The 20,160-nt window shown below is 65.7% G+C and carries 16 protein-coding genes and 1 pseudogene; 14 read left to right on the top strand and 3 right to left on the bottom strand.

The window, feature by feature from the left end; translation table 11 throughout:
• Positions 1-123 precede the first annotated feature (123 nt).
• Both QGG75_11465 and QGG75_11460 read left to right on the top strand, forming a co-directional pair.
• Complete coding sequence (locus QGG75_11465; protein ID MDP6067850.1) at positions 124-417, top strand: L-2-amino-thiazoline-4-carboxylic acid hydrolase; 294 nt, start codon at positions 124-126, stop codon at positions 415-417.
• A gap of 11 nt (positions 418-428) precedes the next feature.
• Positions 429-908 (top strand): L-2-amino-thiazoline-4-carboxylic acid hydrolase, encoded by a 480-nt coding sequence (locus QGG75_11460; GenBank protein ID MDP6067849.1) that lies wholly within the window; start codon positions 429-431, stop codon positions 906-908.
• 37 nt (positions 909-945) lie between these two features.
• Here the strand turns inward: QGG75_11460 and QGG75_11455 are convergent, their stop codons facing one another.
• Complete coding sequence (locus QGG75_11455) at positions 946-1,275, bottom strand: hypothetical protein (GenBank protein MDP6067848.1); 330 nt, start codon at positions 1,273-1,275, stop codon at positions 946-948.
• Between the two features lie 303 nt (positions 1,276-1,578).
• Here QGG75_11455 and QGG75_11450 point away from each other — a divergent pair, with 303 nt between their 5' ends.
• The 12 genes from QGG75_11450 to QGG75_11395 all read left to right on the top strand — a co-directional run bounded on the left by QGG75_11450 (position 1,579) and on the right by QGG75_11395 (position 18,837).
• Positions 1,579-2,655 carry an NADH:flavin oxidoreductase gene (locus tag QGG75_11450; GenBank protein MDP6067847.1) on the top strand — a complete coding sequence of 359 codons (1,077 nt, stop codon included), beginning with the start codon at positions 1,579-1,581 and terminating at the stop codon, positions 2,653-2,655.
• Between the two features lie 334 nt (positions 2,656-2,989).
• Positions 2,990-3,871, top strand: a complete 882-nt coding sequence (locus QGG75_11445; protein ID MDP6067846.1) for a xanthine dehydrogenase family protein subunit M — start codon at positions 2,990-2,992, stop codon at positions 3,869-3,871.
• A complete protein-coding gene (locus QGG75_11440) occupies positions 3,868-4,368 on the top strand; it encodes a (2Fe-2S)-binding protein (GenBank protein MDP6067845.1) in 501 nt (166 codons plus the stop codon). Before QGG75_11445 ends, QGG75_11440 begins: the two co-directional genes overlap by 4 nt.
• Positions 4,361-6,766, top strand: coding sequence for a xanthine dehydrogenase family protein molybdopterin-binding subunit (locus QGG75_11435; GenBank protein MDP6067844.1), 2,406 nt, complete (start codon positions 4,361-4,363; stop codon positions 6,764-6,766). Before QGG75_11440 ends, QGG75_11435 begins: the two co-directional genes overlap by 8 nt.
• On the top strand, positions 6,763-7,746 hold the full coding sequence (locus QGG75_11430; GenBank protein MDP6067843.1) for an amidohydrolase family protein: 984 nt from the start codon (positions 6,763-6,765) through the stop codon (positions 7,744-7,746). The genes QGG75_11435 and QGG75_11430 overlap by 4 nt, the downstream gene beginning before the upstream one ends.
• Positions 7,740-9,275 (top strand): AMP-binding protein, encoded by a 1,536-nt coding sequence (locus QGG75_11425; protein ID MDP6067842.1) that lies wholly within the window; start codon positions 7,740-7,742, stop codon positions 9,273-9,275. Before QGG75_11430 ends, QGG75_11425 begins: the two co-directional genes overlap by 7 nt.
• Positions 9,272-12,010, top strand: coding sequence for a molybdopterin-dependent oxidoreductase (locus tag QGG75_11420; protein ID MDP6067841.1), 2,739 nt, complete (start codon positions 9,272-9,274; stop codon positions 12,008-12,010). The genes QGG75_11425 and QGG75_11420 overlap by 4 nt, the downstream gene beginning before the upstream one ends.
• Positions 12,003-14,402, top strand: coding sequence for a xanthine dehydrogenase family protein molybdopterin-binding subunit (locus tag QGG75_11415; protein ID MDP6067840.1), 2,400 nt, complete (start codon positions 12,003-12,005; stop codon positions 14,400-14,402). Before QGG75_11420 ends, QGG75_11415 begins: the two co-directional genes overlap by 8 nt.
• Positions 14,399-15,232, top strand: a complete 834-nt coding sequence (locus QGG75_11410; GenBank protein ID MDP6067839.1) for an FAD binding domain-containing protein — start codon at positions 14,399-14,401, stop codon at positions 15,230-15,232. Before QGG75_11415 ends, QGG75_11410 begins: the two co-directional genes overlap by 4 nt.
• Positions 15,229-15,717 carry a (2Fe-2S)-binding protein gene (locus QGG75_11405; GenBank protein ID MDP6067838.1) on the top strand — a complete coding sequence of 163 codons (489 nt, stop codon included), beginning with the start codon at positions 15,229-15,231 and terminating at the stop codon, positions 15,715-15,717. The genes QGG75_11410 and QGG75_11405 overlap by 4 nt, the downstream gene beginning before the upstream one ends.
• Positions 15,718-15,985: 268 nt before the next feature.
• Positions 15,986-17,524: an AMP-binding protein gene (locus tag QGG75_11400; protein MDP6067837.1), complete on the top strand. Its 1,539-nt coding sequence runs from the start codon at positions 15,986-15,988 to the stop codon at positions 17,522-17,524.
• Positions 17,525-18,024: 500 nt separating this feature from the next.
• A complete protein-coding gene (locus QGG75_11395; GenBank protein ID MDP6067836.1) occupies positions 18,025-18,837 on the top strand; it encodes an enoyl-CoA hydratase/isomerase family protein in 813 nt (270 codons plus the stop codon).
• Between the two features lie 58 nt (positions 18,838-18,895).
• On the opposite strand, the gene QGG75_11390 is transcribed toward QGG75_11395, so the two are convergent.
• Together QGG75_11390 and QGG75_11385 are read right to left on the bottom strand one after the other, a co-directional pair.
• The gene (locus QGG75_11390) at positions 18,896-19,648 is read right to left on the bottom strand and encodes a hypothetical protein (protein ID MDP6067835.1); all 753 of its coding nucleotides are present in this window, start codon (positions 19,646-19,648) and stop codon (positions 18,896-18,898) included.
• Positions 19,649-19,655: 7 nt separating this feature from the next.
• Positions 19,656-19,988: pseudogene (locus QGG75_11385) on the bottom strand (HNH endonuclease).
• Between the last annotated feature and the right edge of the window lie 172 nt (positions 19,989-20,160).

Raw genomic sequence — 20,160 nt, 5'->3', positions numbered from 1 at the left:
TGTCATGCGCCAACAACTCGGATTGGCAAAGGCCCTGGAGATCGGCCATGAGGCCACGCGCCGCCTGGGTGGCGATATGGGCAAGAGCTACAGCGACTTCGGCCCCGACACGACCTGGCGGGATTGCGCGACGCCTTCCTGGGGGGCATTCCGGGCATTGGTGAGCTGTTCATCCCGGAAGTGGTCAAGTGCGACGCCGACGAATTGGAGATATATTTTCAAAAGTGTCCTTTGAAGGATGCCTGGACGGAGCTGGGGCGGACTGACGAGGACATCGAACACCTTTGCGATTTCGCCGGCGCCGTCGATGCCGGACTGTTCACGGCGGCCGGATTCAGCTTTGCCGGCGAGACCTGGAAGCCGGGCCAATCCGGCTGCTGCCGCCTGCGCGTCCGGCCGGGGCCGGCGAAAAACTAGAGGGGACGGTCATGACCGCACCAATGCTGGAACGGCGCCGCATCGAGGCCGAGATATTGGCGCTTGTGTATGACGAATTGAAATCCCAGTTCGACGCCGATACGGCCAAGCGGGTGATCGCGGCTGCGGTGCGCAAGTCGGCCATTGCCCAGGGGCAATTCCTTGCCCAGCAACAAGGCGGAGAGACCAGCCTGGCGGCATTCGTTGAGTTGCAAAAACTGTGGACGGCGGGCGGTACACTGGAAGTAGAGCCCGGACGCCAAGACGGCAGTCACTACGAGTTCACGGTAAAGCGTTGCATGTACGCCGAAATGTACCAGGACATGGGCCTGGGCGACCTCGGATTCACGCTCTCGTGCAATCGCGACGGGACGCTGTGCGAAGGCTACGACAGCAAGCTGAAGCTGGCCCGCAGCCAGACCATCATGGAAGGCGCCGAGCATTGTGATTTCAAGTTCACCTATGGCGAACAGGACGAGGGGCCCGCGTGACCTGCTGCGCCGGCCGCGACCCGGTAGGAAATGCTGGCTAGTTCTCGGTTTCCAAGCCTTTGATGGCGACCACGAAAATGGCCCCGGCCGCCATCAATCCCAATATTGCTCCGACCACGTCGGGCCTGATCCTGTCGAGGTCCAAGCCGGCCCACTGGGCGCTGGCGCCGGCGGCTTTGCCGGCTTGGCGCGGTGGCGGCTTGACAGTCTTGGGCGTTGGGGCGGTCTCGGGCTCGCCGGCGAGCAGCGGTGCCGTGCCGGGAAATAAACGTGGATAGGGCGCCGCGACCTCGCCGCCCCAGGCCGGCGTGATGGCGGCCAGAAGCGTCAACCCGGACACGGCCCCGGCCAACCAAAGTCGTCTCATGGCTTTCCCCGCACCTGCTCCTAAGGGCCGGCAGTATAGCAGGCCCCGAATTGGGGATCTAATTGAGGCTTTCCCAACCACTTCCTTTCCCGGAGTTAGGCACGCTGTACCCCAGCAGCGGACGCCCAGGTGCAAATCATCGGCGCCGTGCGCCCGGTATCCCGGGCAGCCGCAAAGACTATTGGCCGCGGTCCGTGAACGAGATTCAGACATGGGTCGGGGCGCCGTGTTAGAAGCTATCCCGCACAGGGTGCTTGCAACCACCGTTTTGAAATTGTGTTCACGACAGGGAACCGATGCATCATGACCAAGCTGTTTGATCCCATGACCTATACCCATGGACCGGCCCAGAAAAACCGCTTCATGCTGGCGCCGTTGACGAATACCCAAAGTCACGAGGACGGCACGCTGTCCGACGACGAATACAATTGGCTGACCATGCGGGCCAAGGGTGGGTTCGGGGCCACCATGACATGCGCCGTGCATGTGCAAGCCGCCGGGCAGGGCTTTCCGGGTCAGTTGGGCATCTTCTCCGATGACCATTTGCCGGGTCTGACACGTCTGGCCGCGGGCATCAGGCAGGAGGACAGCTTGGCCATTGCGCAATTGCACCACGCCGGCATGCGCGCGCCACGGGAGTTGATCGGCGAAGCACCGCTATGTCCGTCGACGGACGAAGAAACCGGCGCCAGGGAAATGACATCCGGCGAAGTGGAACAGTTGATCGCCGACTTCGTCGATGCCGCCAAGCGGGCGGAAAAGGCAGGTTTCGATGGTGTCGAGGTGCATGGGGCGCATGGCTACGTTCTGTGCCAGTTTCTCAGCTCCGACATAAACCGGCGCAACGACAAGTACGGCGGCTCGCTAGATAACCGGGCGCGGATGATCAACGAGGTAATCGCCGGGATCCGCGAGACCTGCGACAATGATTTCAATGTTTCGGTCCGCCTTTCGCCCGAACGCTTCGGCATGCGCCTCGGCGAAGTCACCCAGGTGGCCCAAACGCTGATGAAAGAGGGTGTCATCGATTTTCTGGACATGTCCCTGTGGGACGTGGGCAAGGAACCCGAGGAAGAGGAATTTCAGGGCCGCAGCTTGATGAGCTATTTCACGGAGCTCGACAGGGGCGATGTACGTCTGGGCGTGGCCGGCAAAATCTACGACGCCGAAACCGCCAATCTGTGCCTCGAACAGGGATGCGATTTCGTTCTCATCGGCCGGGGCGCAATTTTGCACCACGACTACCCAAATCAGGTGCGCAACGACGACACCTTCGCGGTGGTCCCACGGCCGGTGACGGCCGACTATTTGCGCAGCCAGGGCTTGGGCGAAAAATTTGTGAGCTATATGGCGACCTGGAAGGGCTTCGTAGAGGGCTGAATCCACCAGTAACGCCTGCTCTACCCCCGGCGCCCAGACGCCCAAGCGGCGAAAGCGGAAATGCCGGCGGGGAGGTCAGCTATCAGGGACAAAGCGGCTGTGCCGGGGATCGGGCCGATGCGTCGTTCATAGCCAAAGCACTAAATCGCTGGCGCGATATTCGGCTGGGGCGGGGTCATGGAGGGAAACCGGACGCCCAGCCGACGAAAGCGGAAGTGCCGACCCGAGCTATCTCTGCCGTTGGGGAATTCTGACCCAGGTCTGCCCTTCACCACTAAGGGATTGACGCACGGGGCGGCTGTGGTCATTTTTTTTCAATGGGAACCCGCTCCACATGAAGCCGGCGCCGTTCACCTACCACCTGGCCGGCAGTTTGGAAGAAGCCTGCCGGCTGTTGGCCGAGGGCGACGACGAGGCCGAGCACAAAGTCATCGCCGGCGGCCAGACGCTGACGCCGCTGCTGGCCATGCGACTGGCCCGGCCGGCGCTGCTCATCGACCTCAACCGGCTGCCGCACCTGGCCGGCATCGACGAGGCTGCCGGGGCGCTCGTCATCGGCGCCATGACCCGCCAGCGCGCGGTGGAGCGCTCGCCCATGGTGGGCCGGCGGTTACCGCTGCTGGTCAAGGCGCTCTGCCACGTCGGCCACGTCCAGACGCGCAACCGGGGCACCGTCGGCGGCAGCATCGTGCACGCCGATCCCAGTGCCGAGATCCCGCTGGTGGCCGTCGTGCTGGGTGCGCGCATGCATCTGGCAGGGGCTGGCAGCAGCCGCCAGGTTGGCGCTGACGCTTTCTTCCAGGGTCCCATGACGACGGCGATCGCGGCTCATGAGATATTGACGGCGGTGGACTTCCCGCTGCCAGCGGCCGCCCCTTGCCTGGGCACCGCTTTTCACGAAGTGGCGCTGCGCCATGGCGATTTCGCCCTGGTCAGCGCCGCGGTCCAGCTCTCGCTCGATGGCGACGGGCGCTGCCTGGAGGCCCGCATCGGCCTCGGCGGCTGCGGCCTGACACCGCTCAGACTGGTCGGGGCGGAGGCGGCGTTGCAAGAGACGGCGCTGGAATCCGGCGATATCTCCGCTGCCATCGCGACCGTGGCGGACGCCATCGATCCCGAGGATACGCCGGCCGCCAGCGCCGCGTACCGCCGGCGCGTGGCGCCCGAGCTGCTGCGCCGCGCCATCGTCGAGGCCATCGGGGAGGCCGCGCCGTGACCTTGGTAGAGGTAACGATCAACGTCAACGGCCGGCGCCGTAGCGCCCGTGTGCCGCCGCGCATGACGCTGGCCGATTGCCTGCGCGACGAGTTCGGGCTGACGGGCAGCCACATCGGTTGCGAACACGGCGCTTGCGGCGCCTGCACGGTGTTGCTCGACGGTCAGGCGGTGCGGGCCTGTTTGATTTTCGCCGTCCAGGTCGAAGGCCAAGCGGTGACCACGGTCGAGGGCCTGGCCGCCGCTGACGGCACCCTGAGCCCCCTGCAAGAGGCTTTCTGGGACCATCACGCACTGCAATGCGGCTACTGCACGCCGGGCATGCTGATGGCGGCGACGGCGCTGCTGGCCGAGAACCCGCGGCCCAGCGAGGACGAAGTTCGCGCCGCCATCGATGGCAACCTCTGCCGTTGCACCGGCTATCAGCAGATCGTCGAGGCCATCACCGAGGCGGCTGGGCAGGCCGGCGGGGAAGGCGGGGAGGGCAGGGATGTCTGAGGGCCACCCTCCCAACTATCGCTATGTCGGGCGCCACCGCCGCACCAAAGAAGACGGCCGCTTTGTCACCGGACGCGGGCAGTTCGTCCAGGACCTGCAGCTTCCCGGTATGTTGCACGCGGCCTTGGTGCAAAGCCCCTATGCCCGGGCCAGGCTGGGCGCCATCGACAGCGGGCAGGCGCTGGCCTCGCCTGGCGTTGTCGCCGTGGTCAGCGGTGAGGAAATCGCCGCCCATATCTCGCCTCTGCTCCAGGGTATCGATGCCCCCGGGGTTCGGGCCTGGCCACTGGCCCACGAGATGGTGCGCTACGCCGGCGAGTGGGTCGCTGTGGTGGTTGCCGGCACGCGCTATCAGGCCGAGGACGCGGCCGAGCTGGTCGAGGTCGATTACCAGGAACTGCCGGCCGCCGTCGATCCCGAGGCGGCGCTCGACGACGAGGCGCCGCTGGTTCATCCGGCGCATGGCAGCAATGTCATGCTGCACAAGAATTTCACCTGGGGCCCGGTGGCCGATGATTTCGCCGCTGTCCCCCGGAAATTGACCTACCAGGTCCGCTGGGGCCGCTCGTCGGGCGTGCCCATCGAGACCTTCGGCGTGGTCGCCCGGTGGCAGGAAAGCCAGGGGATACTCGAGATCTGGGCCTCCATCCAGATGCCGCAGTATCAGGAACAAATCGCCGCCGCGCTGGGCCTTGCCATGAACGCGGTTCGCATCCACAACGACGTCGACGTGGGTGGCAGCTTCGGCACCAAGCGCGGCATCAAGCAGACCGTCATGGCCGGCTACCTGGCGCGCAAGCTGGGCTCGCCCATCCGCCTGATCGAGGACCGGCTGGAATACATGAGCGGCGGCGACGCCCACGGCCCCGACCGTATCTTCGATATCACCCTGGCCTTCGATGAGGGCGGCGTCGTCAGTTCGATGAAGATGCGGGCGCTCGACGACCTGGGCGCCTACCCCAGCCGGGCCGTGCAACAAATGGGCAAACCCATCACCGCGCTTTGCGGCCCCTATCGCCTGAGCAGCATGGCCTACGAGGCCATCGCCGTGGCCACCAACAAGACCGCCCAGGTGCCGGTGCGCGGCTTCGGCCAGGCGCCGACCAACTACGCGCTGGAGAGCGGCATCGACCGCATCGCCCGCAAGCTGGGCCTCGATCGGCGCGAGGTGCGGCGGCGTAATTTGATACGCCACGACGAATTCCCCTGGAAGATCCCCAGCGGCAGCGCCTACGATTCCGGCGACTACCACACGGTTCTAGAGAAAGCCTTGGAGCTCGCCGATTGGGAAGGCCTGCTGCGCCGGCGCGACCAAAAGCGTGCCCAAGGCACTTTGGCGGGCGTCGGCCTGGCCACCTGTCTCGAGCCCAGCGGCGGCAACAACATCTACGAGCACATGCTCAACGAAAAGATCGAGGTCACCGGATTTCTCGAATCCGTGCTCTTGAAGATCGACGGCCAGGGCGGCGTCACCGCCGCGCTTTCCACCCATTCGGCGGGGCAGGGCCACCAGACCCTGGTCGCCACCATCGTCGGCGAGGAGCTGGAGCGCGATCCCGACAGCATCCGGGTGGTGCATTCCGATTCCCTCGAGGCGCTGCCCAACCGCGGGCCGGTGGCCAGCCGCATGGCCATCATGGCCGGCAGCGCCGCGGCCAAGGCGGCCCAGCGCCTGAAGGCAGGGATGATGCGTATCGCCGCCCATGATCTCGGCGTCGGCACGGACGACGTGGAATACGCCGACGGCGAGTTCAGCGTCCGCCATGCACCGGCCCGCAAGCTGGGTTGGGACGAGATCGCCTTCATCGCCCATCGCCAGCTGCACCGCATGCCGCCCGACCAGGAACCCGGGCTGCAGGTACTGCAGGTCGAGGCCGTGCCCGGCGGCGGCCGCTTGCCTAATGAGAAGGGCGAGGTTCAGATCTATCCCTGCTATTCCTTCCAGGCCCATGTTTCCGTGGTCGAGATCGACAGCATCACCGGCCAGGTGAAGCTTTGCGACCACGTCGTGGCCCACGACTGCGGTACCGTCATCAACCCGCAAATCGTGCGCGGCATGATCATCGGCGGCGTCGGCCATGGCGTCGGCGCGGCACTTTACGAGAAATTCGACTACGACGCGGCCGGCCAGCTGCTCTCGGGCACGCTGTTCGAATACAACCTGCCCTCGGCGCGCCACGTGCCACAGGTCCGCGAGGTGGCGCATTGCACGCCGTCCCCCTTGACCTCGCACGGCCAGAAGGGATCGGGCGAGGGCGGCTACCTGGGAGCGCCGGCCGCCATCGCCGCGGCCGTCAACGATGCCTTGGCGCCGCTGGGCATCAGTATCGACGAGCTGCCCATGCGGCCCGGGGTCATCGAGGCCGCCCTTCATGCCAACGCAGGCGACGGCACGTGATCGTCGACATCCACGCCCACTACGTGCCGCGGAAAATGCTCGACGCCCTGGCCAGCGGCGCCGCCAGCTTCGCCAACGTCGAACTGCTGCGCGATGGCGACACCTTCAAACTTTCCTTCGCCGGGCGGCCGGCGACCCGGCCGGTAAGTCCCAAGCTGTGCGAAACCGAACTGCGTCAGGCCTGGATGGCCGAGAACGGCATCCATGTCCAGATCTGCGGCGGCTGGCTCGACAGCTTCGGCTACGAGCTGCCGGCCGACGAAGGCGCGGCCTGGAGCCGCTTTCTCAACGGCCACTTGGTGGCGGCAATTCCGGACGCGCCCTTCCTGGCGCCGCTGGGCAGCGTGCCCTTGCAGGACGGCGCCCTGGCCGCCACCGTGCTCGACGAGGCCCTGGATGCCGGCCTCCGTGGCGTGATGATCGGCACCCAGCCGCGGGGCGACAGCGGCGTGCTCGACGATCCCTCGCTGGCGCCGTTTTGGCAGCGGGCCTCGGAGCGCAATGCCATCGTCTACATCCATCCCATGTTCGGCTGTGGCGATCCGCGGCTCGAGGATTTCGCCCTGGTCAACGCTGTGGGTCGCGGCCTCGACACCACCACGGCGGTGGCCAGGCTTTTGTTCAGCGGCCATTTCCTCACCTACCCGGGCATGCGGGTGATTCTCTCGCACGGCGGCGGCGCTCTTCCTTTCATGCTGGGACGGCTCGCGCGCAACGCCGAGATCCACCCCGGCCAGTACGCCGATCCGGCCGAGGGGCTCAAGCGGCTGCATTTCGACACGGTGCTGTTCGATCCCCGGGCGCTGGATTTTCTCGTCGCCAAAGTGGGCGCCAAGCGCCTCATGATGGGGTCGGATTATCCTTTTCCCATCGGCGACATGTGCCCCTGCCGCGTGGTTCGGGAGGCGCGGCTGACGGAAGTCGACACCCGGGCCATCCTCGGCGACAACGCGGCCAGACTTTTCGAGTTGGCATGCTGACGCTGACCTCGGCCTTGCAAAACACCATCCGTCTCCATGGCGGCAAGCGGGCCATCGTCGACGCCGAGACGGAACTCACCTGGCGCCAATACGGGGACGGCATCGCCCGGGCCGCCGGCCTGTTGCGCCAGCTCGGCGTGAGCCCGGGGCGGCGTTTTGCCATCCTCGGCCGCAACTCCTGGCGCCAGGCCGAACTGATCTACGCCGGCTACTGGTGCGCCGCCGTGCCCGTGCCCATCAACCACCGCCTGGCACCGCGCGAGATCGCCGGCATTCTCGAAGATGCGGATTGTGCGCTGCTGGCCCTCGATCCGGCCTTCGCCGGCCTTTTGCAAAGCTCCGAGTTCGCAGGCTGGGGCGAGCGTGTTTTGTCCCTGCAGGCCGAGCTCTACGACCAGCGCAAATCCCTGGCCCTGCCCCTGGCCATGGTCGAGGCCGAGGAAGACCAGGACGCCCTCATGCTCTATACCGGCGGCACCACGGGCGGCGGCAAGGGGGTGCGCTTATCCCACCGCAACATCGTGGCCAACGCCTTGCAGATCATGCACGTCATGTCGCCCCACCAGAGCGACGTCTATCTGCATGCGACGCCCATGTTCCATGCCGCCGAGGTGAAATCGACCATCTTCACCATGTTCGGCGCCGCCCACGCCTACCTCCCCGAGTTCACGCCGCGGAAGTTCCTGGCCGCCATCGAGGACTACCGGGTGACGGTGGCCGGCCTGGTGCCGACGACCATACTGAGACTGCTCGACGAGCCGGAACGCGAAGGCTTCGACAGCTCCAGCCTGCGCCTCATCAGCTACGGCACCTCGCCCATCCAGCCGCCCCTCATCCGGCGCACCATGGCGGCCTTCCCCGGCGTCGGCCTGCAGCAATGCTACGGCCTCACCGAGTGCTCGCCCTACGTCGCCATGCTCGACGAGGAAGCCCACCGCCGCGGCCTGGCCGGCCACGAGCAGCTGCTGAGCTCGGCCGGCCGGCCGCTGCCCGGCACCGATCTCAGGATCCAGGACGATGATGGCAACGAGGTCGCAAGCGGCCAGGTCGGCGAGGTGGTGGTGCGCGGCCCGCAGGTCTCCCGGGGCTATCACAAGCGCCCGCAGGAGCAAGTTCGATCTTTTCGCGACGACGGTTTCCATACCGGCGACATCGGCTGGCTCGACGAGGACGGGTTCCTCTACCTCCTCGATCGCCGGAACGACGTCGTCATCTCGGGCGGCGAGAACGTCTACACCCGCGAAGTCAAAGAAATCCTTGGCCGGCATCCCGGGGTCCACGAGGTCTCGGTTATCGGCGTGCCGGACGCCGAGTACGGCGAAGCGCTCATGGCCGTGGTCGTGCCGCTGCCCAGCTGGACGCCCTCCGAGGACGAACTGATCGAGCATTGCCGGCCCCTGATCGGCGGCTTCAAAATCCCCAGGCGGCTGGCTTTCGTCGACGCCTTGCCCAAGAATGCCATGGGCAAGGTGCGCAAGCAGGATTTGCGCAAAACCTACGCCGCGGAAGTACGGGGGCAGCAGGCATGAGCATGCCGGAGCAAGAGCGAAAAGGCGGCGAAGGCCGCAGCGTTCCCATCTACTGCAACCAGTGCGTCTGCGGCCCCGATCTCTTCAAGGTCGAGGTCGTGGATGGCGTGGCGCGCTCCATCGAGCCCAATTTCGACGTGGCCGGCGAACACCCGGCCCAGGGCCGGGTCTGCGTCCGGGCCTATGGCCTGATCCAGAAGACCTACAATCCCAACCGCATCACCCGGCCCATGAAGCGCACCAACCCCAGGAAGGGGCGTGAGCACGATCCCGGGTTCGAGGAGATCTCCTGGGACGAAGCGCTGGAATTGGTCGCCGCGCGACTGCGCAACATCCGCCAGCAGGGCCTGGTCGACGAAGCCGGCTATCCCAAGCTGGCCGTGACCTTCGGCGGCGGCGGCACGCCGACCCGCTACATGGGCGCCTTCCCGGCCTTCCTTTCGGCCTGGGGCACGGCCGACTTCGGCTTCGGCAGCGGCCAGGGCGCCAAGTGCTACCATTCCGAACACCTCTACGGCGAGCTCTGGCACCGCGCCTTCACCGTCGTCGTGGATTCAGAGAACTGCGACTACATCCTCAACTTCGGCAACAACCAGGAAGCGTCCGCCGGCGTCTGCGGCGTCTGGCGCCAGGCCGAAGCCCGGGCCCGGGGCATGAAACGGGTGCAGATCGAGCCCCACCTCTCGGTTACCGGTGCGCTCTCGGGCGAATGGATCCCGATCAAGCCGAAGACCGATCCGGCGTTCCTCTTCGCCGTCATACACAGGATCGTCTGCGAGCGCCACTGGCGCGAGGTTTGTGACGTACCCTTCCTGGCCCAGGAGACCAACTCGCCTTATTTGGTTGGCCCCAACGGTTACTACCTGCGGGATCCGGCAAGCAACAAGCCGCTGATCTGGGACGCCGCCGACGACCGGGCCAAATGCTTCGACGAGGCCATCGCTGATCCCGCCCTCGAAGGCAGCTTCACGGTTTCCGGTGTCGAGGAAGGGGCCGACGGCGAGACCTGGGAGCACGAGGCCGTCGAGGTGCGGCCCGCCTTCGCCCTGATGATCGAACACATGGGCCGATTCAGCCCCGAATGGGCGGCCGGCGAATGCGACGTGCCGGCGGCCACCATCCGGCGCATCGCCGACGAGTTCGTGGCCCATGCCCGGGTCGGCGACACGATCGAGATCGAAGGCCGGACGCTTCCCCTCCGGCCCGTCGGCATCATGCTGGGGAAGGGCATCAACAACGGCTGGGGCGGCTATCAGATGATGTGGGGCCGCACCATGCTGGCCTCTCTGGTCGGCGCGCTGGAGGTGCCGGGCGGCACGCTGGGCACCAAGGTGCGCATCAACCGCCCGGCCAACAACCGCCTCAACTCGGCCCAGCCCGGCCCCGACGGCTTCATGCGCTATCCCTTCAACCCCACCACGCGCGAGCACTGGCAACGCGACGCCAGAATCCGCAACGCCCATGCCAAGCTGGTGCCGCTTTCCGGAAGCTCGCCCTGGTCGGCCTCGCTGGGCCCGGCCCATTTGCCGTGGCTGTTCCAGAAAGAAACGCCCGAAGCCTGGCCCCGCCAGACGCTGCCCGAGATCTGGATCTGCTACCGCACCAATCCCGCCATATCGTCGTGGAACGCGCCCGAAGTGGCGGTTCGCATCGCCGAATTCCCCTTCATGGTGGCCTTCGCCTATACCCTCGACGAGACCAACTACATGGCCGACGTGTTGCTGCCCGAGGCCGGCGACATCGAAAGCCTGCAGCTGAGCCGCATCGGCAGCACCGGGTCGGGCGAGAATTTCTGGCACCACCAGGGCTGGGCCGTGCGCCAGCCCGCCGTGGCGCCGGCCGGCGATTGCCGGGACATGACCGACATCGCCAGCGATCTGGCCGATCGCGTCGGCCTGCTGCCTGAATTCAACGCGGCGCTCAATCGCGGCTCGGCCGGCATGAAGCTGGCAGGCGATGATTTCGATTATTCGCTGGAGCCCGACCGGCGCCACGGCTGCGACGAGATCTGGGACGCCGTGGCCCGTGCCGCCAGCCACGAATTGACGGGCGGCGAACAGGTCGTGGGCATCGACTGGTTCCGCGAACACGGGTTCTTGTTGCGGCCTTTCTCGCAACTGGAATGGTATCTCGAGCCCCGCTTGAAGGAGATGGGCCTGCGTTTCGAGCTCCCCTACCAGGAACGCCTCAAGCGACACGGCGAGGAACTGGCCCGGCGGCTGCACGAATCCGGTATCGAGTGGTGGGACCACCAGTTGGCCGAATACGCCGCACTGCCGGACTACGAATCCTTTCCCGACATCTGGACCAATTACGCCCGCGAGGTGGGCCGCGATCCCGAGGACTTTCCCTTCTGGGCCCTCACTGCCCGCAGCATGCAGTATTCCTGGGGCGCCAACGCCGGCATCCCCTTGATGCGCGAGGCGGCCTTGAACGTCTCGGGCCACGACGGCGTCATCATCAACCGCACCCGGGCGGGCGAGCTGGGCATCGAGGAAGGCGACCCGGTGGTCATCTCCTCGGCCAGCGGCACGACGCGGGGCCGGGCCACCTTGCGCGAAGGCATCCGGCCCGACACGGTGCTGATGATCGGCCAGTTCGACCACTGGGTGACCCCGGTGGCCAAGGATTTCGGCCTCGGCAGCCTCAATTCGGTAACGCCGCTGGCGCTTTCGCTGACCGACGCCACCGGCAGCGGCGCCGACCTGATGCGTGTGGCACTACGCCGTGAGTAGCTGGATCGGCCGGGCGCTGCCGCGCCTCGAGGACGCGGCGTTGCTGAGCGGAAACGCCCGTTTCGTCGATGATCTCTCGCCGCTCCCCGGCATTCGCCACGTCGCCATGTTGCGCTCGCCCTTGGCCCACGGCCATATCCGGGCGATCGACACCTCGGCCGCCGAGCGCCTGCCCGGAGTCGTCGGCGTCATCACCGGTGCCGACCTTGAGCCCCTGTTGCAGCCGCTGGCCAGCGCCGTGCGGGCGCCCATCGATTACTACCCCATAGCCATCGACAAGGTGCGTTATGTGGGCGAGCCGGTGGCCCTGGTGGCGGCCGAGGACCGCTATCTGGCCGAGGACGCGGCCGAGGCCATCGAGGTCGATTACCAGCCCCTGCCGGCAGTTGTGGATCCCCTGGCGGCGCAGGAACCCGGCGCGCCGCTGCTGCACGAGCAAGCCGGCAGCAATCTGGTGCACCAGCGCAGCTTCAGCTATGGCGAGCCCGACACCGCCTTCGCCACCGCGGCCCACGTGGTGCGCCTCGATTGGCGCTATCCCCGCCAGTCGGCAACGCCGATCGAGACCTATGGCGCCATCGCGCACTTCGAGGCGAACCCCGATCGCTACACCATCTGGTCCAACTTCCAGGGCCCCTTCATCCTGCAGCCCCTGATGGCCCGGGCCCTGGGCATCCCTGGCAACCGCTTGCGCCTGATCGCCGCGCCCCACAGCGGCGGAAGCTTCGGTATCAAGCAGGGAATCTATCCCTACATCGTGCTGCTGGCGGCGGCCAGCCGCAGCCTCGGCTGCCCTTTGAAGTGGACCGAGGATCGGCTGGAACACCTCAGCGCCTCATCCAGCGCCGCCGACCGGGCCGACGAGATCGAGGCTGCCTTCGACGCCGAGGGCCGGCTCAGCGGGCTTCGTTTCAAGAACTGCGTCAACGTCGGCGCTTTCGTGCGGGCACCGGAACCGGCTTCCGTCTATCGCATGCACGCCGCTGCCAACGGCTGCTATGGCGTGCGCAACATCGCCGTTGAAAACCGCCTGGTGACCACCAACAAGACGCCCGTCGGCCTCAACCGCGGCTACGGCGGCCCGCAGTTCTACTTCGGCCTGGAACGCGCCATGGAGGTAGCGGCGCGAAAACTCGGGCTCGACCCGGCCGAGATCCGGCGGCGGAATTTCATCGCCGCGGGCGATTTTCCCTACCAAGCCCCGGCTGGCGCGCTTTACGATTCCGGCGACTACGCCAAGGGCCTCGATTTGCTGCTGGAGCTGGCCGACTACCCGGCGCTTCAGGCGCGGCGCAGCGAGGCCCGCGCGGCCGGACGCCTGTTTGGCATCGGCTTCGGCGCCGGCGTCGAGCCCTCGGGCTCCAACATGGCCTACGTGACGCTGGCCCAGACCTCTGAGCAGCGCCAGAAGGCCGGCGGCCGCTCGGGCGGCACGGCCGCCGCCACGGTGGCGATCGATCCAACCGGCGCGGTGACGGTGCAGCTCGACACCACCCCGGCCGGCCAGGGCCACGCCACCGTGGCGGCCCAGATCGTGGCCGATGCCCTGGGGCTCGAGCCCTACCGGATCCAGGTCGACTGCGCCCTCGATACCGCCAGCGGTGCCTGGTCGCTGGCCTCGGGCAACTATTCCAACCGTTTCGCCGCCATCGTCGTCGGCGCCATCGCCGAAAGCGCCGGCCGCATCGCCGCCAAACTCAAAGCCATCGCGGCCGAGATGCTCGAAGTGGCGGCCGAGGACCTGGAACTGGCCGAGGGCAGGGTACGCATAAAAGGCATCCCCGATTCGGGCCTGGCATTGCCCCGCGTGGCGGCGGCCACGCACTGGCACCCGGCCGGCCTGCCGGACGGCATGGCGCCCGGCCTTTACGAAACCGCGCTCTTGAGCCCAGACGTGCTGGATGCGCCCGACGGTGCCGACCGCGTGGCCTCGGCCACCACATTCGGTTTTTTGTGCGATCTGGCGGCGCTGGAGATCGACCGCGAGACCGGCCGCGTCCGCATGATCCGTTACGCCTCGGTGCACGACGTCGGCCGCATCCTCAACCCGATCATCGTCGAAGGCCAGGTGCGGGGCGGCTTTGCCCATGGTTTCGGCGCCGCCATGATGGAAAACCTGGCCTACGACGACGAGGGCAATTTCCTTTCGGGAAGTTTTGCCGACTACCTCTGCCCCACCTCCGCCGACCTGCCGGCCCTGGAATTTGCCAGCTATGCCACGCCTTCGCCCGCCAACCCGCTGGGCTCGAAGGGTATGGGCGACGGCTCGTCGATGCTGACGCCTGTGGTCATGGCGAATGCCGTAGCCGATGCGTTGGGCCGCGACGATATCGAATTGCCGCTGACGCTCAACCGCGTCTGGGGGCTGGTGCAGGGGCGCGCCCGGTCATGAAACCGGCTCCTTTCGCCTATTGCCGACCCGAGAGCCTGGACGAATCGCTTTCGTTGCTGGCGGAACACGGCGACGAGGCGGCACTGCTGGCCGGCGGCCTCTCGCTGGGCCCGCTCTTGAACATGCGCCTGGCCCGGCCGACGCTGGTGATCGACCTCAACCGCTTGCCGGACCTCGGCACCATCGAACAGGCGGGCGGCCATCTGCGCACCGGTGCGCTTGTGCGCCAGGCCGACGTCGAAGCCTCGGCCGAGTGCCGCCAGGCGCTGCCGCTGCTGGTGGCGGCGCTGGCGCACGTCGGCCACTACCAGACCCGCAGCCGGGGCACCCTGGCGGGCTCGGTGGCCATGGCCGATCCTTCCTCCGAAATCCCGCTCTCGCTGGCGACGCTGGCCGGCGAGATCGAGCTCACCAGCACCCGCGGGGTCAGGCGCGTCGCCGCCGGCGATTTCTTCCGGGGCGCGCTGACCACCGCCCGGGCCGAGGACGAGATGATCACGGCCTTGCTGTGGCCCCTGAATACCGGCGGTGCCGGCTTCGAGGAGATCAGCGAACGCCGGGGCGACTTCGCCATCGTGGCGGCCGCCGCCTGGGTCCGGGCCTTGCCCGACGGCCGGGGGTTCGAATACCGCCTGGGCCTGGGCGGGGTCGAAGACCGCCCCCGCTGCTACCAGGGCGAGGCCGATGCCCCGGCCAGCGAGATTGCGGCCGACCTCGTGCGCGACCTCTCGCCCTTGGCCGACCAGCGCGCCTCGGCCGACTACCGCCGGCACCTGGCTCGGCACCTCGCCCAGCGGGCCCTCGAACAGGCGATGGAGCGCCGCCCATGACAAAACAAAAACCGGGCGAACGCCCGCGCCTGAGAATCTCCTGCACCGTCAACGGAGTTGACGCCAGCGGCTGGGCCGAGCCGCGCACGCTGCTGAGCGATTTCCTGCGCCATGAATTGCACCTATACGGCACCCACGTGGGCTGCGAGCAGGGGGTGTGCGGTGCCTGCACCGTGCTGTTCGAGGGCCGCCTGGCGCGAAGTTGCACCTTGCTGGCGGTGCAGGCGGACGGTGCCGAAATCACCACGGTCGAGGGCCTGGCCCAGGACCCCAAACTAAAGGGCCTCCGCGAGGCCTTCTCGCGCCATGGCGCCCTGCAATGCGGCTTCTGCACGCCCGGCGTTCTGGCCTCGTGCGCCCATTTCCTGGCCGCCGAACCTGCTCCCACGGAAGCACAGGTGCGCGAGATGCTGAGCGGACACCTCTGCCGCTGCACCGGCTACGAGGGTATGGTGCGGGCCATCCTGGAAGTCGCCGGTGGCTAGTACCCACCGGCCGAATAGGATGGTACGTATGATCGCTTTGCCGGTTCTCTGGGTAGGAAGCAGCGTGCAGGCGATGCGGGGCCCATCGGCAAGCGCTGCCGACGCCCTCCAGAGGGCCGGAAAAGCGACCCGGAGGGCGGCCATGATGGACCATCGGACGTCGTCGCGCGGCCGTTGTGATGGTCCACCATCACGGCGGACCACGCTCCTAACCGATGGCTCATCCTGGCCGTCATACGTGCCATCCTATTCCGCCGGTGGGTACTGAATGACGCTGGCCCGCATGCTGGCCTCCGCCGTGGCCCGTCAACCCGACGCCACCGCCATCGTCGACGGCGCACGCCGCCTGAGCTACGGCCAATGGTGGGCCGAGATCCAGCGCCTGGCCGGCGGCCTGGCCGAATTGGGGCTCGGCCCCGGAGATCACCTGGTGGCGGTGCTCTCGAACCGCCTGGAAACCGCCAGCCTCTATTGGGCATCGCAGATGCTTGGAGTGATCTTCACACCCTTCAACTGGCGCGCCTCGGCCGCCGATATCGCCTACGTGCTGGAGGACGCCGAGGCCCGGGCCGTGGTTTACGAGGCACGTTCAAGCGCTGCCTTGGAAGGAATTTCGCATGACCGGCTGATCCGCGTGGACGGCGACGGCGAGGGCATTGCTTTTGCCGAACTGGCGGCGGCGACCCCTTACGAGGGCGAGCCCCCCGACGACGACCGCGCCATCTGCTTGATGCTCTACACCTCGGGCACCACCGGCCGCCCCAAGGGCGTGCCGCGCAGCCATGCCGCCGAACGCCTGGCCTCGCTGGGCTGCCTGGCGCAACTGCACTACGGTCACGGCGAGATTTCCCTCGGTGTCATGCCGCTCTTCCACACCATGGGCATACGCAGCTTGCTGATGTCGGTCTTCTTGAACGGCAATTTCGTTTGCCTGCCCGCCTACGACTGCGAAACCGCGCTCGACCTCATCCAGGCCGAAAGGATTAGCGCTCTCTTTCTCGTCCCCACCATGTTTCACGATATCGTCCACCACCCCGACCTGGCCGAATACGACCTGGCTTCGGTCGCCAACATCGCCTACGCCGGCATGACCATGACCACGGCCCTGGTAGCCGATTGCGCGCGCATCTTTCCCGGCGCCATGTTCAGTAATTTCTATGGCTCGTCCGAGATTTATTCTTTCTCCATCCGCAACCACCTGGCCGCCAACCCGGCCAGCGCCGGCCGCCCCGCCATAGGCCAGACGCTGCGGGTTGTTGTCGCCGATCCAGACCGCCGGGTGGCGCCCGACGAAACAGTCCCCACGGGCGAGCCCGGCGAGATCATCGCCAGCATGGCGTCGCTCGACGCGTTTACGGGTTACTGGAAGCGCCCCGACGCCGACGAAAAAGCCATCCGCGACGGCTGGTACTTCACCGGCGACTTGGGCCGCTTCGACGACGCGGGAGAAATCTACGTGCTGGGCCGGGTCGACGACATGATCAATTCCGGCGGCGAGAACATCCACGCCGAGGAGGTCGAGGACGTACTGGCCAAGTCGCCCCACGTGCTGGGCGTGGCCGTCATCGGCCTCGAAGACGAGCGCATGGGCGAACGCGTGGCCGCCTTCGTCGAACCGGCGACGCCGGAAGCCACGCCCGAGGCGCTGGACCGGCATTGCCTGGAAAGCGGCCTCGCCCGCTTCAAGCGCCCCCGGGCCTACGCCTTCGTCCGCGCCATCCCGCGCTCGGCCTCGGGCAAGCTGCTGCGCCGGCATTTGCGTACGGGGGATTACGAGTTGTTACCGGATTTCGAGAGTACGATTTGATTTGGTTTTGGCACCAGGCCGCCTTTTGCTTGCACCGGCTGAGGCGCGGGACAGGTCTGAAGGTTGACCACAGAGACGCAGAGGCACAGAGATTAAGAGAAGTCTGTAGGGGATTCTTGCGGGAATCATCTGGAAATCTTCTCTGTGCCTCTGTGCCTCTGTGGTGGAATCCAACCGCGACAGGCGATTCGGTGCGACCTTGAAATGCTCTAGTATCAAGTTGCCATTGAGGTGGCCGCCAAGCGCGCGGATGCGTGCGCCCGGTGAGGGGTCTATAATACAAGGCGGCGGCCCAGCGCCCGGACGCGCACGCCCGAAGAGGGTATTTTGCGGTTCTTAGTATCAAGCCGCTTTTTCTCTTTGACACCAAGCCGCCATTGAGGCGGCCGCCAAGCGCGCGGATGCGTGCGCCCGGTGAGGGGTCTATAAGACTAGGCGGCCGCCAAGTGCGCGGATGCGCACGCCCGGTGAGGGGCAATCAAAGCGGAGCACAGCCGAAAATGAACAAAGACTACGCGAAGCAACGAAGCGAAATCCTGCGAGAGCTCGACGGCCTCAGGGTCGAGGTCGATGCCGAGCGCAAGATCGGGTTCTTGATCCTGGACCGGCCGCCCTTGAACGTCGTCTCGTTCAAGGGCCGGGCCCAGATCCGCGCCATCATCGAGGCCTTCGACGAGGACGACGACGTGGGCGTGGTGGTGATCCGCGGCGCGAACGGCGTCTTCTCGTCGGGCGGCGACGTAAAGCGCTTCCCCGAGATCCCCAAAAACAAGATGTCCGACTTGGCCGACAACATCGGCGCCCCCGAACGCTGCTCCAAGCCCGTCATCGCCGCCATCGAAAAGTACGCCCTGGGCGTAGGATTTGAATTGTCCTTAGCCTGCGACTTCCGCTTCGCCACCGAAGAATCGCTGGTCGGCCTCCCCGAGGTCACCATCGGCCAGATGCCGGGCTCGGGCGGCAGCGTCCGCATCGTCCGCATGATCGGCCTCACCCGCGCCAAGGACATAGTAATGCTAGGGAAACGCCTCCCGGCCACCGAGGCCCGCGACGCCGGCCTCATCACCCAGGTCGTGCCCGACGCCGAGGCGCTCGACGACCTGATCCAGGACTACGCCGAAAAGCTCAACGCCCTGGCCCCCTTGTCGCTCCGGTCGCTGAAACGGGTCCTCAACGCCGCCCCGGATACCTCGCTGAAAGTCGCACTCGAGGTCGAGGGGCACTCGTACGAGAAGCTGCGCTGGACCGAAGACTACATGGAAGGCATCAACGCGTTTAGTGAGCGGCGCAAGGCCGACTACAAGGGGCGGTGAGGGGCTCCCTGACCGCCCCTTGTAGTGGGCCTTGCGGGATGGTTGGGGAGTATCCTTTTTAGTTTCGGCGCTCAAACGCCAACCTGGTCAAACTTTTCAAGACCGTTGATTCCCGCTCTATCTCAGCAAGTGTGAGGCGAATTCTATAGGTTTGTTTACGCGAGTTATACTCAAGTGTTTCTAGTTGGGATTCGTCTATAAGTGAATCAATTTCATCTGTGCGAGGATGGGTGAATTCAAAACTCAGCGCCGCTCGTTTGGGTCTAAATACAATGAAATTGAATGGCTGGTCGCCTCTCGTGAGTCCGATATAGTGTTTATTATATTTAAGTTCAAGGCTTGGATCGCAGGCATGGACAAAATCCTGGAGACATTTGTCAGCTAGCTCCAAGATCGTCTCTGAAGCTTTTTCTACCCAGTAATTTCTGTCTGTTACCTCGTACACTTCTTCATCTTCATCTGGCATTCCTAGTGTTAGATGGTCAACGACCTTAATAAAGAGCAGACCAACCGCGTCACCAATTTGAACTGCATGCATTTGAAGTGCAATAATTGGTACAGATCCATTGAACAAACTTACCACATTCAGGAAACGGCTGGTAATATCCTCAGCCACCAACACGGCACAGTGTTCATACTGAGGGTAACGCCGCTTTTCGACATCCCAATACTCAATTGTCCGAATTATGTGGCTTTCGTTGGACGCACCTAATTGTATCTCAACTTCATAGCGCCGCGCCTCATCGACGCTCTGGAGCAGCAGGTCCAGTTTTCCGCCCGGGGGTTGCGACCGCTCCTTGTCTTTGAGCACTACGTCAGCCGATGACGAAATCCTCTCGCTGTTCGCTGTTGACGCGGCGGTATTTCGCTATGCGCTGCCGCATTTCCACCAGGCTGGCGGCGCCATTGGCCTCGCCGAAGGCCTCCCAGGCGAGGGAACACGGCATGTTGGTGGCGTGAGCGAATATGCCGCCGCCCGCGATGACGTTGTTCGGCGAATGAAGCTTGAAAAGAAACAGCTCGCCCGGCTCCAGGGCCTTGAAATTCGTCGCACCCGGGGCCCAGAAATTTACCTCGTCGATGTCCGGCCGGGCGCTCAGCGTCCTGAACCAATCCCCATCCGTGACCGCCACAACCAGCCGTATCGACATCGTGCCAACCGCTCCGCCTCAATTCTCGGTTTAGCGAGCTTCGAGAACATAGCATTTTGAGACAAACAGCGCGCGTAACACAACCACTTTCGATTGTTTGGCGGAAATTGGTCCCTGTCCCCCATTTTTTTGCAATTTCCCCTCTACCCCCCCGACTTGAAGGCGATGGCGG

Source organism: Alphaproteobacteria bacterium (assembly GCA_030740435.1).
Taxonomy (GTDB): Bacteria; Pseudomonadota; Alphaproteobacteria; order UBA2966; family UBA2966.
This window is presented reverse-complemented; position numbering and strand designations above follow the sequence as displayed.

Coding starts and splice junctions, on each gene's coding strand:
- QGG75_11460 (MDP6067849.1), top strand. CDS start 429: ATGACCGCACCAATGCTGGAACGGCGCCGCATCGAGGCCGAGATATTG.
- QGG75_11455 (MDP6067848.1), bottom strand. CDS start 1,275: ATGAGACGACTTTGGTTGGCCGGGGCCGTGTCCGGGTTGACGCTTCTG.
- QGG75_11450 (MDP6067847.1), top strand. CDS start 1,579: ATGACCAAGCTGTTTGATCCCATGACCTATACCCATGGACCGGCCCAG.
- QGG75_11445 (MDP6067846.1), top strand. CDS start 2,990: ATGAAGCCGGCGCCGTTCACCTACCACCTGGCCGGCAGTTTGGAAGAA.
- QGG75_11435 (MDP6067844.1), top strand. CDS start 4,361: ATGTCTGAGGGCCACCCTCCCAACTATCGCTATGTCGGGCGCCACCGC.
- QGG75_11425 (MDP6067842.1), top strand. CDS start 7,740: ATGCTGACGCTGACCTCGGCCTTGCAAAACACCATCCGTCTCCATGGC.
- QGG75_11420 (MDP6067841.1), top strand. CDS start 9,272: ATGAGCATGCCGGAGCAAGAGCGAAAAGGCGGCGAAGGCCGCAGCGTT.
- QGG75_11410 (MDP6067839.1), top strand. CDS start 14,399: ATGAAACCGGCTCCTTTCGCCTATTGCCGACCCGAGAGCCTGGACGAA.
- QGG75_11405 (MDP6067838.1), top strand. CDS start 15,229: ATGACAAAACAAAAACCGGGCGAACGCCCGCGCCTGAGAATCTCCTGC.
- QGG75_11400 (MDP6067837.1), top strand. CDS start 15,986: ATGACGCTGGCCCGCATGCTGGCCTCCGCCGTGGCCCGTCAACCCGAC.
- QGG75_11395 (MDP6067836.1), top strand. CDS start 18,025: ATGAACAAAGACTACGCGAAGCAACGAAGCGAAATCCTGCGAGAGCTC.